We start from the raw sequence: 16,667 nt of genomic DNA, 5'->3' as shown, positions 1-16,667 counted from the left end.
CCCCGTGCAGTTTCTCGTTGAAAACCTGGTCTCCGATACGCTGACAGTGAGCTTACCGCTCTATTGGCCGGAGTTAATGCTGTGCGTAACAATCGTGCTGCTGCTGGTCGTCAAGCTGTTCGATGGCCTGCGTTGGGTCGACCCGTTTTACATTGCGGTAGCGGGAACGATCGTCGCCCTCGGAACTAGCGCACCGACCGAAGGGTTCGGCTCGCTGGCCTCGATGGAACCCACCGAGCTATTCACTGGCATGCTGGTTTACGATGGCTTGACCGTGTTCCTGCGAATCGTGCTGCTGTTGTTCGCAGTGTTGTTGCTGGTACTCACCAAGCTCACCGGCCTGGCTCGGCGGTATGATGGGCAGGACATATATGTCCTCTTGCTGGGTGCCACGCTCGGCATGTGCATCATGGCGACGGCCAATCATTTGATGACCGTCCTGCTGGGCGTCGAGATGGCCAGCGTCCCGTCCTACGTTTTGGTCGGCGCGGTTCGCAATAATCGTCGTGCCGGCGAGGCGGCGCTCAAATACGCCATCTATGGAGCCGGCGCCGCAGGAATCATGCTCTACGGAATCAGCCTGCTGGCCGGCATACTGGGCACCGCCCATCTGCCAACCATTGGCCAGCAACTCGTCGCGATCGACTTGCCCGGCCTGATGGCAGCGGGAGAACAGCCCGGCATGCTCGCCGCGCTAGTGCTGGCTGGCTTGATGATCGGTGTCGGCCTGGCCTTCAAGCTGTCGGCGGTGCCGTTTCACTTCTGGTGCCCTGATGCCTTCGAAGGAGCTTCGGCCGAGGTAGCCGCCTTCTTGTCGGTCGCCTCCAAGGCCGCCGCCTTGGCGTTGTTGGTTCGTGTGACGCTCGCCGTGTGCTCGCCAGTCGCCGAAGCAGGTCCGGACGTCGTCGCAGCAGCCGAATCGCCGACCATTGTGGCCGTGTCCTCCCAGGCCATCGCGACCATGGAGGCCAAGACACCACCTTTGGGCCCGGTGCGAACCTACCTGGCGACACTCATCGCCGTGGTGGCGGCCGTCACATGCACGTTTGGCAACCTGGCTGCCTACGGGCAGACGAACATCAAGCGGATGCTGGCCTACTCCACCATCGCGCACGCCGGATACATGATGATGCCGGTGGCCGCGTTGGCGCTGCTTACGGGACGCTCGGACGGGGGAGCGGTCCAAGCGGTGGCGAGCCTGTTGATCTACATTGGCATTTACCTGTTTATGAACCTGAGCGCATTTGCCATCGTGGCCTTCCTCAAGCAGGCGATTGGCAGCGAACAGATAAGCGACTACGCCGGGCTGGTTCGTGCCGCCCCCGTGCTGACCGTTGCCATGGTGGTAACTCTGGCCAGTCTGGTCGGCATTCCGCCTCTGGCTGGCTTCCTGGGCAAGTTTGCTGCGTTTGCTGTGCTGGCCCAAACCGGCACGCCGATGATGATCGCACTGCTGATGATCGCTGGCATCAACACTGTCATCTCCTTGGTTTACTACTGGCGAGTGGTGCGGACGATGTGCCTTAATCCCGAACCGGCCACGCGAGGCCCGCTACAACTTACTGCCTGGCCAACGGCCTACGCCCTGTTGGTCACTTTGCCGCTACTGCTGATATTCCTGTTTCCGGGCAGCCTTACCGAACTTGCCCAGGCGGCCGCCACGACCCTGCTGCCGTAAACACTGCTACCCCTCGCTATGCCGCAAGTCAACGCCATCGCCGCTCTGCACGAACTGCTTGCCCTCACCAAGCGGTCATTTCTGCAGTATCTGCGGCACGCTCAACCCTACCGTCAGGGAAACGACGAAGAGATTCTTGCCACGTTTAGCGACATCGTGGCCGACCAGGATTTGCTCGTCGAGCGAATTGTCGGGCAACTCGAGCGGCGCGGCCATGTGCCGCCTAGTGCCGAATTCCCGATGGAATTCACCGGCTTGCACGATCTTGCTCTCGACTACTTGCTCGACCGGGCCATAGACTACCAGAAGCGTGACATCGAGGCCCTGGAGCAATTGTCCGAGTCGCTGGCCTGCCATCAGACGATTCGCTCGCTGGTAGATGAAGCGAAGGGGATGGCACGCGGACATCTGCAGTCGCTCGAAGAATGCTGCGCCAAAGCGTGATTCCCTCCTACGCCTTCCTTCCCCATTTAGCTCGACCTTGTATTTCGATACCCACGCGCATCTCGATCAGGAAGAGTTCGACGCCGATCGCGACGAAGTGATTACCCGTGCCCAGGCGGCGGGAGTGGCGGACATCATCGCCATGGGCGTGACCGCCAACTCGAGCACCAACTGCGTTAAGCTTGCCCGGCAATACAACGGCATCCACGCTGCCGTGGGCATCCAACCCAACTACGTGCACGAGGCCGCCCCGAGCGATTGGGATACCATCGTGCGGCTCGTCAGCCAACCGGGCGTGGTGGCGCTGGGCGAAACCGGTTTGGACCGCTATTGGGACTTCGCCCCGTTCGACTTGCAGCAAGACTATTTCGATCGGCACATTCGCTTTTCGCAAGAAACGAACCTGCCGTTCATCGTTCACATGCGGGAGTGCGAGGACGACATCATGCAGATGCTCCGCGAAGCCGCGCAGCGCGGGCCGCTGAAGGGAGTGATGCACTCCTTTACGGGCGAGGCAGACATGGCTGCCGAATGCGTGGAGTTAGGCATGCACATCAGTTTCGCCGGCATGGTGACCTTCAAGAAGTCGGACGAACTGCGAGCCGTCTCTGCCACGGTGCCGCTGGATCGGCTGTTGATAGAGACCGATGCACCTTATCTCTCGCCCGAACCGGTGCGAAAAATCCGCCGCAACGAGCCGGCGCACGTCATTCACACCTGTGCGTGTCTGGCGCAAGTGCGAAGTCTGCCGGTGGAAGAAGTAGCGGCAGCGACGACAGCCAATGCCAGGCGATTGTTCCAGGTGGACTGAACACCTGGCACCGTCAGCGACAGTCGTTGCAGCAATCGCTATTGGGCCAGAGGTTGCATTCGCAGATCAAGGCATACAGTGAATCGAAGTATGTCTCGCGTGCCCAGCGGCACTGGTCGCAGGCATTGGAGTCAGAACAGGTTGGCGCAACTGGATTACAGTTGCGGCAGGGCTCTCTGATGACGCCCCGTGGATCGACCACGCACGGAGGGCGGGTGTACGTATACCCTGCCAGCCGGTCGCCAATCGATGTGCACCCGACGCTTAGCGTCAAGTTGCACAGCAGCAGTAATAATCCTGCGATTCGGACCACAATCCCCCCTTGGTCGTCCGCCTTACGTTGTCTCGCCTAACGATAAAGCGGTCTCTCAGCCATTGGCCGCTTGGCCATTTGAGGCGAGCCTTGCGAGGCTCGCGGCTTCGCACTCGCTGCGTATCCGCCGTTGGAGTTGCATTGGCTGCAACCACCAACGGGATTGGTGTAAGCCGATGGTCCGGTCCACTGACCACAGTGATTGCATGGGTCGCAGCAGCGCGGTGGGTCGTTGTGCCACTCGCTCCAGTAGACCTCGCCATCGCAACCAGTGCATCCCGGTCCACAAATGGCACGGCGTATTCGACCCAAGGCACGAACCAGCCCCTCGCCACAATGCTCGCAGGCCGTGCCGTGGCAGCAACCTCCACCACAGCAGCCGTCTGCACAACCACACGCCGGCTCGCAACCACACCCGGGTTCGCCGACCCCACAGGCTGGTTCACACCCACACGCTGGCTCGCAAGCACAGCCGGGTTCGCAGCCACAACCGGGCTCGCAGCTCGTGCCGCAACAATCGGAACCCACACAAGGATGCAACGAGAACTCATTGCCGCCACAATCGCAGCAGCCTTTGTACCGCTGGAATGCATAGGGACTACCATAACAAGAGCCGCACGAGTCGCCACAGCACGCGTTGCCGCAGCCCATACCAGGTCCACCGCACAAGACAGCGCACCCCGTCGACATGAGCGAGGCGGTGCACAACATAAAAGCAAACGTCAGATGGCGGCCGGACATGCAAGGCCCTTTCCATAATCACAAGTCGTAGTCCGATCCCTGCGCGTGCACACGTCCGCCCTTGCAGGGGTTCTTCGTGGTTTCTATCGGCCAACGCTCGTCAGGTGGTTGATAAAATCGTTACAATCGACCGAAATGTGCCGCCTACGTTCGCTTGCCTCGCCAATCGCAGAAGCCCCATGCCTGATCCGATCCCCGTTGCCCGCTTCAATCACGCAGCGCTAAATGCCTCGAACGTCGATGCTAGCGTTGCCTTTTACACCCAGGTGCTTGGGTTCTACGAGGTCCCCCGCCCGGGCTTCAGCTTCGCGGGCAGTTGGCTGTACAGCGACAACCTGGGCATGATGCTGCACCTGATTCAAGACGAACGTTTCGAGCCGATTCCAACTCGCGACAACACCCGTCGCAGCCACCTCGCATTTCGAGTGGAGGATATCGACCGCACGCTTGAGCTGCTGGCCGAACAGGAAATTCCGGTTATTCAGCGTCGGCTTCCCGACTATGGCTACCGTCAATTGTTCATTCACGACCCGGATGGAAATTTAATCGAACTGGGAGAGTGGCCCGACGTAGAGAAAATGGACCTACGTCCACTGCCCCAGTGAGCGGACGGGCTACCGTTGAATTCTCCCCGACAAGCGGGATAATCAACGGTTTACGGGCATCATAATCTTTCCCAGAGGATCCTCATGGATAAGGCCGTCAAAGAGTTTTTGATCAAAATCCTCGAGACTCCGAGCCCGTCGGGCTTTGAAGTACCCGTTCAAAAAATCGTCCGCGAATACGTGGGCTCGTTTGCCGATGAGGTGCGCACCGACCTACATGGCAACGTAATCGCCAGCTGCAATCCGAGCGCCGACCTGCGTGTGATGTTTGCCGGCCACGCCGACCAGATTGGCCTGTTGGTCACCTACATCGACGAAAACGGCTTTATCTACACGAACACGATCGGTGGATGGGATCCTCAGCAGCTAATTGGCCAGCGGATGACGATCTACACCGCCAACGGGCCCGTACCAGCCGTTATCGCCCGTAAGCCAATCCACCTTCTGGACCAAGAAGAACGCAAGCAGGTGGTGAAGACCAAGGAACTGTGGCTCGACATCGGTGCCAAGGATCAGGCGGAAGCCAAGGAAGTCGTGGCGATCGGCGATCCGGTCACGTTGGAACTTGGCTACCAGGAGATGCGCAACAACCTGGCCAACTCTCCCGGCATGGACGACAAGACCGGCCTGTGGGTCTGTGTGGAAGCCGGCCGCCGTGCGAAGGAACGAGGCGGGCTTAACGTGGGAGTGCATATCGCTGCGACCGTGCAGGAAGAAATCGGCCTGCGTGGCGCCACGACCAGTGCCTACGGAGTCGATCCTCATGTGGGTATCGCCGTGGACGTGACGCACGCCACCGATTGCCCCACTATCGACAAGACGCAAGAGGGTGAAGTCAAAATTGGTGGTGGACCGGTGGTCTACCGCGGAGCCAACATGAACCCCGTTGTCGTCGATCACCTGCGCGCTGCCGGCGAGAAGGCCAAGATCGATCTACAGTGGGGCGCCATCGGTCGTGGTACCGGTACCGACGCGAACGCCATGCAATTGGCCCGCGGCGGTGTTGCCACCGGTTTGGTAAGCGTGCCCAATCGCTACATGCACAGCGCTGTGGAAGTGGTCTCGCTGGACGACCTGGACGCGTGTGCCGACCTGTTGGCCGAGTTCGCACTGGGTATCGCCGCCGACGAAGACTTCACGCCGCGCTAAGTCTCCGCACCAGCACCAGCCCGCAACTTGCTGCCACGAACAACATGGCAACCGTCGATGGTTCAGGCACGGCGAGTGCAAAGTTGAACGCGACCCCACTCTCGGCAAACACTTCGGACAGCAGCCAGAGATCGTGGATGTCGACCACGCCGCTAAAGTCCATGTCGCCGTGCGCAAACTTGTCGGCAGTGGAGTAGGCCGAGGTATCCCCGTTCCAGAAGCCGCGGAACAGGTTGACATCCGAGTTGTTCAGACGTCCGTCCTGGTTGAAGTCGCCGGGTGAGATCAGGTCGACAATGGAGAAAGCAACCTCCACGTAACTCCCCGCAGAATCACTACCGAGGCCCTGCACCTCGAAGTCGTACCACTGTGATAGAAATTGCCAGGGCAGATCGGGCGCGGGAGGGTCATAGCTGAGGAAGTCGTCCATATCACCATCGGCAAAATAAACCGAGGTGCCAAAATCGATATCTTCTATCGATTGCCCGACTTCCAGTTCCCGCTCGAGGCTGTTTCGGTTATAGCCATCGTCTTCGGGGTCGACGTCGAGAATGAAGTCGTCCAGGTAAAACTGCAAACCATCTCGCCCTGAGCGATACTCCAGGGTAATGGTCTGGTCGTAGAGTTCGAATTGCCTAGAGTCAGGATCGAACCGCTGCGCCGGACGCTGATAGGTAAGTCCGTAGAGACGATTCCCATAGGTCTGCTCCACTCCCCACACGTCTTCAGCCGAATCGTAAACCGGCTCCAATTCATCGTGGGCGTAAATGCGATACGTGGCTGGCCTCAGGCTCTCGAGGTCGCGGACCTGATTGCTATTCAGCCAGTGGGAGTTGGTCAGTTTTTCGTGGACGGTCAGGTGCCCCCCGTTCACATTGATGTTGCCCATGATGTCGAATGGGTTGCCGTAGGCATCCTGATTGATGCCGTAGGTGGTGACGTGAAAACCATGTTCCTCGGGATTGTAAACCTCGTACCGCCGATCTTGCACATCCCATACATATGGCGTGTAGTTGTCTTCGTTCAGCGATCGCAGAGCCGATGCATGGGGTACGCCGATTCGATGACCTAATTCGTGATCGCTAACTGTCTGGCCCCAAGCAGAACTGACATTCTCTTGATTGGCAACGTTGTTGCCGAACGAGATGCCCGACCACCCCTGCCCTGCATCTGGCGACGTCCCGCTGACATCGAAGTACTGAACGTACGCGCTATCGACGTTGGCTTCGGGATAGTTGGCTCGCACGTACCGCCGCGCTTCCTCCCATGCATCCCCCACACGACGATGAAGTGTGTTGCCATTCTCCACCACCGCTTCGGTGGGAATAACCACGTCGAGGATGTAGGGAAACGTCAGATCAAACTCACCGCCGGAGTTGGCAGCGTAGTACTGCCTGGTGTCCTCGATGCTCGCCCGGATCTCGGCGACTCGCCGCGAGTTCAATGGAACGTCCGGCTGACTAGTGCCGCGCGCCACCATCCACACGCCCTTCTTATTCCCATGACTTCTGTCGTTGCTGCCACCTGGATAGTGTGCAGCGCGCGCCGCAGAAGTCGTCAGCAGGAGAATACACGCCAGACCGGCTTGCAAACACAGAAGCCGCGTATTAGCGGACCGAAACGTAGGCATTGGCACTGCTCGAATCTTGCCGCGCACTGCTACTTAAGAAGTGCAGGCGGCGGCCGAAATCAACTTTTCAATGTTCCGTGGGAGGGAGGGTGTCGCCAAAGCAATGCAGCTTGAAGTTGGAGCACCCAGCGCGATTCTGACCTACACACTTGTCGCTGTCCAGGGATCTGGGGACATCCGCAAGCTGATTCGAGGCGCCTACTTCGACTTTCAGATTTCTCCGAGGAATCCCTTCCACTTTGCTGCCCCTTTGCTGATAGCATAGGGTGGAGTGTATGCACCCACCGACCCTTGTCACGGCGCAAGGGTGGAACTGGCCAAGGCAGCCATTCGCGACGGAACAGACAACCTCTCCATGCACTCGAATCAATCGGAGTGCTAACTCCACTGCCGCTGGAGAGTACGCCGTCGGATGGGACTGTAGTTGCCCCAGTTCGCGCTGCAGATGACCACACCAGTCGCAGACGAATGGACGGAACAAGGTAGAAACAGATGAACTTCGCGGCTCTACGAGTCCCAGTAACAACGGGATTCTGCCTTCTGATGTTGATAGGCGCAACGAATCGCGCCGTTGCCGTCTTGGTTAACAAGTATACCTTCAACTCCGGTTCGGCCGACGACTCTATCGGCGGCCAAGATGCCACCCTGGCAGGTACGGCCCTCGTCGGTGACCTCGGTCGCCTCGTGCTTTCGGGTGGCGAGCCGCGCAACTCCTACCTGCACCTGCCCGATGGCCTGGCGACTTCCGCGGCCCAGGGAGGCACCTCCGGGGCTTTCAGTTTCGAGCTTTGGGCACATGCCGAATCCAACGTGAATTGGGCGGCCTTGGTCTCCTTTGGCGGGGCGCAGAACGAGAACGAGACGTACGATGGCGGCAACAAAAACTACGTGCAACTCATCGCTCAGAATGCCAACAACGGCCACCTTCGCGTCACGACGCATGCGATTGGAAATGGCACGCAAGGCTACGTGGATGCCAGCGCACCGCTGAGCACTACCGAGGATCAATACCTGGCCGTTGTGGTCGATCAGACAGCGGGAACGCCGGGCACTATCAGCATGTACCTCAACGGCGGGCTGGTGGGCCAAAGCTCCATCGCTTCGGGCTTGAACGTTTCCACCATGCTCGACAACGACAATTGGCTGGGCCGTTCGCAGTATCGCGACGATAGCTTTCATGGTTCCTTCGATGAGTTCCGTGTCTACAATCACGCTCTGTCCTCCAGAGAGGTTACGAGCAATTACTCAACTGGTCCCGAACCTACCCCCAGCATTGCGGAGACTCCGGTGCTGTTGGTCAACCGACAGTTAGGAACTCTGACCCTGCGAGGGGCACAAACCAACGAGCAGGTGGTTGGTTACACGATTGAGTCCGAGTACGGGGCACTCAACCCCGAAGCCTGGCAGCACGTGTCCGGCATGTTCGACGATTCGCCAACCGGCAACGGCGTGTTCGACAGCGACAATGCCTGGACCATCATCTCGGCCACCGACTCACACACGCAGTTCACGGAATTCGAACTGGAGGGCGGGAATGGTGGACTTCTAGCCGCTGGTGGCAATCTGCAACTAGGGCTCAGCGGCACCTGGATCCGCACGCCGGTCGAGGACCTGCGTATGGAACTCAAGCTCGACGATGGACGCGAACTCGAAATCCCCGTTCTCTATACCGGTAACAATGGCGTACCGCTGACACGAAGCGACCTGAACTTTGACGGAGTGGTGAGTCCCGCCGACTGGCCGATATTTCGTGATAACTTTCGCGTCGACTTGTCCCCACTCAGCATTGCCGAAGCCTATGGACGGGGCGACCTGGATGGCGATGGCGACAACGACTACGCCGATTTCCTGATCTTTCAACAGGACTTCGATCTCAACAACGGTGCTGGTGCTTTCGCGGGCATGCTGACTGCGGCCGTCCCGGAGCCATCCACCGGCCTCGCTCTTAGCTTGCTGACCATCGTCGGCATCGTGGCACATCGCTTTCATCGTCGCCCGGTGCTGTCAATTGCCCCTCTCCTGTTCATCGTCGTGGCCGTTGGCTCGACGGCTCAGGCCGTGCTGGTTCACCAGTACACCTTCAACGACGGAGACGTCCGCGACTACGTGGGCACCGCAGATGGCGTGCTTGTCGATCCCGGTGCAACGACTGGAGTGTTCACGGCGGACGGCCTGCTCGACTTGAGTGGCAACAACGGTCAGACATCCAGTGGATTTACCAATGATGCTTACGTCGACTTGCCCAATGGAATCATCTCGTCCTTGGGCAATACCGGTTCGTTTGAAATGTGGGTCACGGTATCCACCAATCGCGATTGGGCCGAGATCTTCTCCTTTGGTGCCCCTTCGTCTGGTGTGGAGAACGAGTCCAGCGGGGGAGGCCGCGAAGGTTACATCACATTGATCCCCGACACGGGCAACGCCGCCAACACCTTGTCGGTGCATCATCAGGCCCCCAGCGCCGAGCAGTACCAACTCGATGCCCCCACCGGCCAGGTACTTTCCCCCGGAACCGAACATCACCTGGTTTCTGTCGTGGACAAGTCCGACACTTCATCCGGCGCGGGAGGCTCGGCCTCGCTTTATCTCGATGGACAACTGGTCAACTCCGGAGGACTGCCGACCAGCTTTTCCCTGTCCGCACTCAATGACGTCAACAACTGGCTGGGGCGGTCGCAATGGGGATCCGACCCCTTGTTCGACGGACTCTACGACGAGTTTCGCATCTACGACCACGCACTTTCTCAGCAGGAAGTCGTTGCCAACTATGCCAATGGTCCAGAACGCAATGAAGTATTGACGCTGCTTGTCAACACGGCGACCGGCCAGGCCAACATCCGCAACGACTCGCCAACTGCCGTGAACTTCAACTACTACGAGATAGAGAGCCCCGCCGGCGCGCTCGACTGGCAATCCTGGTCGAGTCTCTCCGATCAGGAATTGGATAGCCTCGGCAGTAGCGAGGGACAAAGTTGGGATGAAGGTGGGGTTCCGACCTCCCAACTGGTGACCGAGCTATTCTTGACCGGGGGTACCGAATTGGGGCCGGGCGAAGAGATTGGGCTCGGTAGTGTGTTCGATACGTCCGTGTTTGGGCCGGGAAACAACGGCGACCTGATGTTCGCCTTTGCCAAGCCACTGGCGGCGACCCGAAGCACGGAAGTGGTCTACTACTACGATCCCGCCCTTCCCGGAGACTTTAATGACGATGGGGTCGTCAATTTGGCAGACTACGTGGTGTGGCGCAATAGTCTGGGCTCGGCAACTGAACTTCCGAACGATGGCGGGCTGGAGGGCTCCGTATCCACAGCGCACTACGCCTTGTGGAAATCGAACTTCGGGTCTGCGATCGAGGCTCCGGAGGCGGTCGACACCCAGGCAGTTCCCGAGCCAGCCACGCTCATAACGCTGTTGCTGCTACTCTCGGCGGCTTTTGCCCGTAGCTGCCCATCTGTTGGGCATCGACAGGTCTGACAAGTCTGCGCGATAGAGATTTTTCGGAATTTCCCGATTTTTCTGGCGACTCCTTTGGACTTCCCCATATAGCTGTGTAGGCGGCGCGTGGGAATCCGGTCCTGCGCCCTCTTCATGGTTGCTTGTTTCATCACTTTTCCCAGAGCTTCTTTACGAGCACCACTCGAGAAGCACAAGCTTATTTACAGGAGGAAGCACTAGTGAGTTGTCACCTGAGGTTAACGGTACGCGCACTGCTTTGCGCGGCCACATTTGCGGCGCTCTCTTTGCCGCTATCAGCTGAAGTCGTCATGGACTTCAACGCCGCCAACTGGAGCGGCAACGCATCATTCACGGAAGGCGCCTGGAGCGGCGACTCGTGGTTCGATGCAGTCAATAACGTGGAAGCCTCCCCCGGCGGAACGGGTGGCAACTCGATGAATGGCGGTGCACCAATCAAGAAGGTCGGCGCGATTGGATCGAACCCCGCCGCCAGCTACATCGAATTCTCGGAAGAATCTTTCGATGTCAACGAGGCCAACCATCCGCTGGCAGGCCTCTCCGAGTTCAGCATCTCGCTGGTATTCCGCCTGCCCAGTCCGCTCGATGCTATCGATCGGAATAAGGACACATTCTGGGAACACCACGGATTTGTCGGCAAGGAAATTGGTGGCCCCGCCGTGGGCGACTGGAATCTCGGCATCACCGATTTAAATGGCGACGGCCACTCCGATTTCGTAGGAGCCTCCGGTGTCGGTGACGCGGACGTTGGCACCGCTGGGCCGGAGGTGGACGACGGCCTTTGGCACACGGCCACCTTTGTGGTCGACGACATTGGTGGCGGCCAGTTCGAGCAGCGTCTGTACTTGGACGGCGCATCCGTCGGCGTAGAGACCATCAACTATGGCGGCGGTAGTTCCGTAGTCGCTGCATCCAATTTCGCCATTGGTGCACGTCGCGACGGTGGATTTGGATATCTACCGCAAGGCGACATCGCTCGTTTGATGTTCTTCGACACACCTCTGGACGACGCCGAAATCCGCGGCCAGGCTGCAACCTACCTCGGCCTCAACGTGCCCGAGCCCGCCAGCTACTTGCTGTTGGGTGGCATGGGCCTGGCTATCGTAGCCATGCGGCGCCGACTGGGATAACCTGCTGACCCGGCGAGTAGTAATCCACACCACACCGGCGGCAGCGACTTGTTCGTTGCCGCCGGTTTTCTCTTGTCGTTGGTGTCCGGCCTATTGCCGAACTCTCTCACACTCTGCGGGCGACGCATTCGGATAGCCAACTATCGACACAGGCCGACAAAGCAGCGGGCCGACAAATCGAAATAAACCGGCACACCAAAGAGGAAAGCGTTCTAAAGAAGCGCTTCGAGGTTTGCGTCCAGCGGGCCATTCTCGGCAAGGGAGTCCTCGACCGCCAGTTCATCTGCAAGCGTGTCCAAGGACAGGGATGTTCCTTCGTCCAGCTCGGCTAGAGCTGCGTCGAGCAACAGCAGTTCTGCGGCGGAAGTTTCCTGCGGCGAAGTCGAGGTGGTAGCCACGGATTGTGACTTTGGTGTGGTGCTACTGTCATTGGATGGAGAACTCAACGCCGCAAAGGCGGCGGCCGCCTCTGCAGGGTTGGATGAAGCCGGAGAGTCCACGAGCGGGGTTTCCGTAGCGGCTACTTCCTCCGGGGTAGATGCGCTCACCATGGCGGCAACCACCGCCGCAGGTGGGTCCAGGGTGGCTCCAAGGTGGTTGCGCCAGACGACGAAGTCGGCAAGGTCCACCGTCCCATCATGATTGCCATCGGCCGACAGTATGGTGGTTGAACCAAACGTCGATTTCCAGCGGAGATAATCCGCCTGCTCGACGATTCCGTTGCCATCGTAGTCCCCCGGCAAGGTGACATACACACCAGGCGAACCACCGTCGGCGTAGCTCACGCGCCAGTTGTTAGCCGTGGAATAGTCGCCGAACAGGTCGATCACTTCGAGCGACGGACCGTCGCCATCCGCCTCGGTCGCCCACGGGGACGTGTCATCGTACGTGAAGTCATGAATGGTCTGGCTGTTGCTATCCATGAGTGCGAGTTGCTCGCCCCCATCAGCCAACTTGCCCGAGTACTCCCCAGCGATGGCAATGTCCGTGCCGTAGCGGGTCGTGAAGGCAGCCGAATTCTTCACCACGACCACCGTTTGTCCCGGCGCCAGGGAGGTTACATCGGCTGTGGTGAAATCGAAGTCGATCCCGCCGCTAAGCTGTACACCGTTCAGGCTGATGAATTCGCTACTGATATTCACCAGCTCGATAAACTCGAAATCGTCCTCATCCGTACCGGGAACGAGTTCCAATTCCGCGGTGGTTGGATCTGCTGGATGGTAGTGAAGTTCACTAATCCGCAAGCTCGAAGGGCTGGCCGGCTGCTCGACGGAAAACAAGCCAGTGAGCAGCGAGCTCCATGGAGGCAAGGCATCGGCATCTTCGAGCAATACGTGAACGGCGAGAGCCGTATCGTCAGGCGAGAGGATTTGCGCACCACTACCATCGGCGGACTCGAAGAAACGGATATCGGCTACCTGCATGAACCCATAATTATCCTTCAGCGTCGGGAACATCAGTTTGTAGGAGGTGTACGATGTCGAATTGGCGACCTCGATAACGTCGCTCATACTTCGTCTTCTGCTGGGCAGCGAAATGTCGCCTGAATCGATAAGCGTCCAGTTTTCAGCCAATCCAGTGCTGTTGTCGGTGCTCTGGACCATGTCGTTTGTGCCGTACAACACCCAAGACGCCGGGTCGCGGCTCTCAAAATCGTTGCCAGTGGTAAGCTGGAAACTCTGGACGATCGATGCCCCCGAGTCAGGCGTAACGATGATGCCCGAGTTCCGGCCTCCGTAGTTCAAGTACTTGGTGTAGAAAATCGAATCCACGGCATTGGAAGGCGATTCTCCGCCCGGGTAACTGCTGTTGCTGATCGAGCTCCCCTCGATGGAGCCGGATGCTCGCGCATTGATCTGGGTGGTGCTCGTCACAGCGATGGGTTCTGTGTACTCCATCGCGGTGGGAGAGATCCCTCCTCCGTCGGCACGGGGATCGGTTCCATCCAGTGTGTAGTAAATCGTGGTTCCTGGATCCGCCGTTAGCGTGACCAACTGCCCGGAATCTACATTGCCGGGGGTGGGCGAGAAGATGGGGCTGGTGATCAGTTGCGCGTCGATCCAATTCGCGCGAATCAAGAGCCAATTAACCAAATGGCTGACCTCGCCTTCCCAACCCGTTAGACCGGGATCGGCATACTGCCCACCGTTGGGCGCTACTTCAGGCCACTCCTCGAAATTGCGCACCTGGCCCTCGGCAATCTGCGCGGCAAAGCCATTGACCATGTCACTAATGTTATCGTCGCTCAGCACTCCTTCGCGCAACTCCTGCCAGCGATCGACCCATCGTTGGGCGAAATTCGGGTCGTCGAACAGGGGGCCCCACCAGTCCGACTCAAAAAAGTCGACATCTGGCAAATACCAGCCTTCCGGATTGGCCGCTCGCGAGTCGAGATCGGGCCCCGCAGAGCGGTCAAAGTCCCACACCGGACCAAATGCCAGCTTGCCACCACGGTCCTTGGTCAGGTACGTACTCAAACGCAGCGAGTCGGGCTCCTTCGCCAGGATGCGAAGAAGATGATGGTCGATGGACGAATCGACGTCGAAGTAGGCCTGGTAGCCGAGTTCCGGATCCGTCGAGTTCGGGCCGTACAACGCGTCTTCGAAGTCCTGCACATAACCTTGGATATAGTCGATCTGCGCTTCGGTCAACTCGTCGTACTCCGGCTCTTCGAACACGAATGCCGAGTCGGGGAGAGTCGGAATATGTCGATCCGTCTCCCAAATGGCGTCGGCGGGGGTATCGCTGTTCGGTGTATCGAAGGCAATGATGTAGCCACCGGTGATATCGGGCTCGCTGTTCTGGCTTTCAGTGAGTTCGGCAATGTCGACACGGTTATCGTCGCGTTTGAGGTTCTCCATGAGCACGTAGACGCCCATGTAGTCGCCTTCGTTCAACTCGCCATCGTCAAAGTTAGCGTACACCTCAACGAACTGCGTTCGCGGTGCCCACTTGCCCATTGCCCGGCTCAGTTCATAGAACGTCACGTTGCGTAGCATCGCGCGATCGAATGCATACGGTGCATAGAGAATCCAATCGGACTCGGACGGCATACCCAACAATTCGACGTTTTTGTCCTCGCCGTTCTCGTCGCGAATCTCGATACGCAGGTTTGTCTTGGGATTGCCAGCTGTACTCTTCCCGCGACGATGCTGACCGATAATTGTGCTCAGATCGGCATCGCTGGATAACGAGGCGCGTCCAGTCACTTCGTCGATTTCGTACAACGAAAGTACAGCGTCCTCGAGGTCGCCTGTGCCCGGCGTACCGTTCCTGAAGTTCTCCAGCACGACGATAGGCAGATCCGAGGTGAATGCACTCGTCGTTGCATCGGTTCGCGTGTAGCTCTCGCTATGCACACTCCCCAGTTGCCCTTCTACCCCAAACGCGCGAGCGCGAATTTGAATCGTCGAACTAATGGTCAACGGAGAGGTGTAGAGTTGCGACGATTCGGTCGGCACCGAGCCATCGGTTGTGTAGCGGATGATTTCGGTGTTGTCTGAGGTACTCAGCGAGAGCTGAAACGAACTGACATAGACCCCTCCTGTTTGGGAAAATACTACATCCGATGCCCTCAAGTTGGTGTTAGGCAGCCCGGGTGTAGGCTCCAACAACTGCCCAATTGTTTCTGGCTGGTGGACACCGCCGGTAATTGCTTGCAGATTGATCGCCGCCAGCATGTCCGAACTGGTGCTACTCTTATTGAGCATGTGGATGGCGAGGACATTTTCGCCCACATTGAGCAAGTTCGAGTAGTCCGAGACATCGAAGTCGACATACTGCATTGCCGAGGCATCGGGGTGGTCAACCGTTGCGAGAGAATCGTAGGCAACAGTTTCGGGCGCGTTAGCGCTGGCAACTCGAGTCCCGTTGATGTAGGCGACGAAACCATCGTCGTACATCATTTGCAGCTTGTTAAGCACCGTTGCCGAATTAGAGATGGTGAACGGAATTCGGACGTAGACACCCCCGGTCCCAGCGGGAAGCACGGTGTCCAGCAGACCGGCGTCCGTGTAGTTGGTACCGCTGCTCTCGTACCCCAAACTGGCGACGCCCGATTCCCAGGAATCGTCGTTGAAGACTGGGTCGGTCCACACGTCATCAACCGAGCTACTCCGGGGCACTAGATAGCGCACACTGCTGGCGGGTGTAACGACATCCTGGGGCGTAGAATCGAAAGCCAAACCATAGGAGACGTCCGAAACCTGTGGCGGATACTCGGTGCCGTTTGGCCCGAACTCTGAAAGCACCGTGCCAAGCGGATCAACCAAGGCGAGATACTCGCCATCGGACGACAGTCCAAAGCTGGTATGTATATGACCAGCAGAGTCGATTTCGTCGTTCCCGCTTGCGAAGACCACCAGAAACTCACCGGGAGCCAAGACCTGTGAAGTCGAGAAACTCCACTGGTTAAGGTCGCCGGGATCGTCGGTCAGGCTATAGCCCAGCAGATCGACGCTCTGGTCACCATTGTTGAAGATCTCGATCCAGTCCGAAGCTGCCCCGTCGCCGTCTTCCAGAACACCCCCATTGGAGGCCATGAATTCGGTAATCCTGAGATCAGCCGCAAGCAGTTCGCGAGACTCCAGAGTCTCAAATCCAAGTCGCTTGTGCATCTAATGTTGCCCATTGCCTAGCAAAAGCCAGCTCCTCAGACCATTGCCTGATGCTGCTCTTCCGCCGCCCGTTCGC

The 16,667-nt window shown here is 58.6% G+C and carries 9 protein-coding genes; 7 read left to right on the top strand and 2 right to left on the bottom strand.

The genetic code is table 11. The features are described 5' to 3' along the window. The first annotated feature begins 4 nt into the window (after positions 1–4). From NG895_RS09805 to NG895_RS09785, 5 genes are all read left to right on the top strand, one after another. Positions 5–1,678 carry an NADH-quinone oxidoreductase subunit N gene (locus NG895_RS09805; RefSeq protein WP_252852306.1) on the top strand — a complete coding sequence of 558 codons (1,674 nt, stop codon included), beginning with the start codon at positions 5–7 and terminating at the stop codon, positions 1,676–1,678. An 18-nt stretch (positions 1,679–1,696) separates the two neighbouring features. Next, positions 1,697–2,122: a hypothetical protein gene (locus tag NG895_RS09800; protein WP_252852305.1), complete on the top strand. Its 426-nt coding sequence runs from the start codon at positions 1,697–1,699 to the stop codon at positions 2,120–2,122. Positions 2,123–2,159: 37 nt separating this feature from the next. Further along, the gene (locus tag NG895_RS09795) at positions 2,160–2,933 is read left to right on the top strand and encodes a TatD family hydrolase (RefSeq protein WP_252852304.1); all 774 of its coding nucleotides are present in this window, start codon (positions 2,160–2,162) and stop codon (positions 2,931–2,933) included. 1,233 nt (positions 2,934–4,166) lie between these two features. Then, complete coding sequence (locus NG895_RS09790) at positions 4,167–4,592, top strand: VOC family protein (RefSeq protein ID WP_252852303.1); 426 nt, start codon at positions 4,167–4,169, stop codon at positions 4,590–4,592. Between the two features lie 84 nt (positions 4,593–4,676). Beyond that, a complete protein-coding gene (locus NG895_RS09785) occupies positions 4,677–5,741 on the top strand; it encodes a M42 family metallopeptidase (RefSeq protein WP_252852302.1) in 1,065 nt (354 codons plus the stop codon). Here the strand turns inward: NG895_RS09785 and NG895_RS30570 are convergent. Next, positions 5,728–7,218, bottom strand: a complete 1,491-nt coding sequence (locus NG895_RS30570) for a PEP-CTERM sorting domain-containing protein (RefSeq protein WP_252852301.1) — start codon at positions 7,216–7,218, stop codon at positions 5,728–5,730. The genes NG895_RS09785 and NG895_RS30570 overlap by 14 nt on opposite strands. A 696-nt stretch (positions 7,219–7,914) precedes the next feature. On the opposite strand from NG895_RS30570, the gene NG895_RS09775 reads away from it, so the two are divergent. Further along, positions 7,915–10,845, top strand: a complete 2,931-nt coding sequence (locus tag NG895_RS09775) for a LamG domain-containing protein (RefSeq protein WP_252852300.1) — start codon at positions 7,915–7,917, stop codon at positions 10,843–10,845. A 290-nt stretch (positions 10,846–11,135) separates the two neighbouring features. Then, complete coding sequence (locus tag NG895_RS09770) at positions 11,136–11,975, top strand: LamG-like jellyroll fold domain-containing protein (RefSeq protein WP_252852299.1); 840 nt, start codon at positions 11,136–11,138, stop codon at positions 11,973–11,975. Between the two features lie 212 nt (positions 11,976–12,187). Here NG895_RS09770 and NG895_RS09765 read toward each other — a convergent pair whose 3' ends face one another. After that, positions 12,188–16,591 carry a CotH kinase family protein gene (locus NG895_RS09765; RefSeq protein ID WP_252852298.1) on the bottom strand — a complete coding sequence of 1,468 codons (4,404 nt, stop codon included), beginning with the start codon at positions 16,589–16,591 and terminating at the stop codon, positions 12,188–12,190. Between the last annotated feature and the right edge of the window lie 76 nt (positions 16,592–16,667).

It is taken from the genome of Aeoliella straminimaris, assembly GCF_024054565.1.
GTDB classification, from domain to species: Bacteria; Planctomycetota; Planctomycetia; order Pirellulales; family Lacipirellulaceae; genus Aeoliella; species Aeoliella straminimaris.
This window is presented reverse-complemented; position numbering and strand designations above follow the sequence as displayed.

Coding starts and splice junctions, on each gene's coding strand:
- NG895_RS09790 (WP_252852303.1), top strand. CDS start 4,167: ATGCCTGATCCGATCCCCGTTGCCCGCTTCAATCACGCAGCGCTAAAT.
- NG895_RS09770 (WP_252852299.1), top strand. CDS start 11,136: ATGGACTTCAACGCCGCCAACTGGAGCGGCAACGCATCATTCACGGAA.
- NG895_RS09785 (WP_252852302.1), top strand. CDS start 4,677: ATGGATAAGGCCGTCAAAGAGTTTTTGATCAAAATCCTCGAGACTCCG.
- NG895_RS09800 (WP_252852305.1), top strand. CDS start 1,697: ATGCCGCAAGTCAACGCCATCGCCGCTCTGCACGAACTGCTTGCCCTC.
- NG895_RS09765 (WP_252852298.1), bottom strand. CDS start 16,591: ATGCACAAGCGACTTGGATTTGAGACTCTGGAGTCTCGCGAACTGCTT.
- NG895_RS09775 (WP_252852300.1), top strand. CDS start 7,915: ATGTTGATAGGCGCAACGAATCGCGCCGTTGCCGTCTTGGTTAACAAG.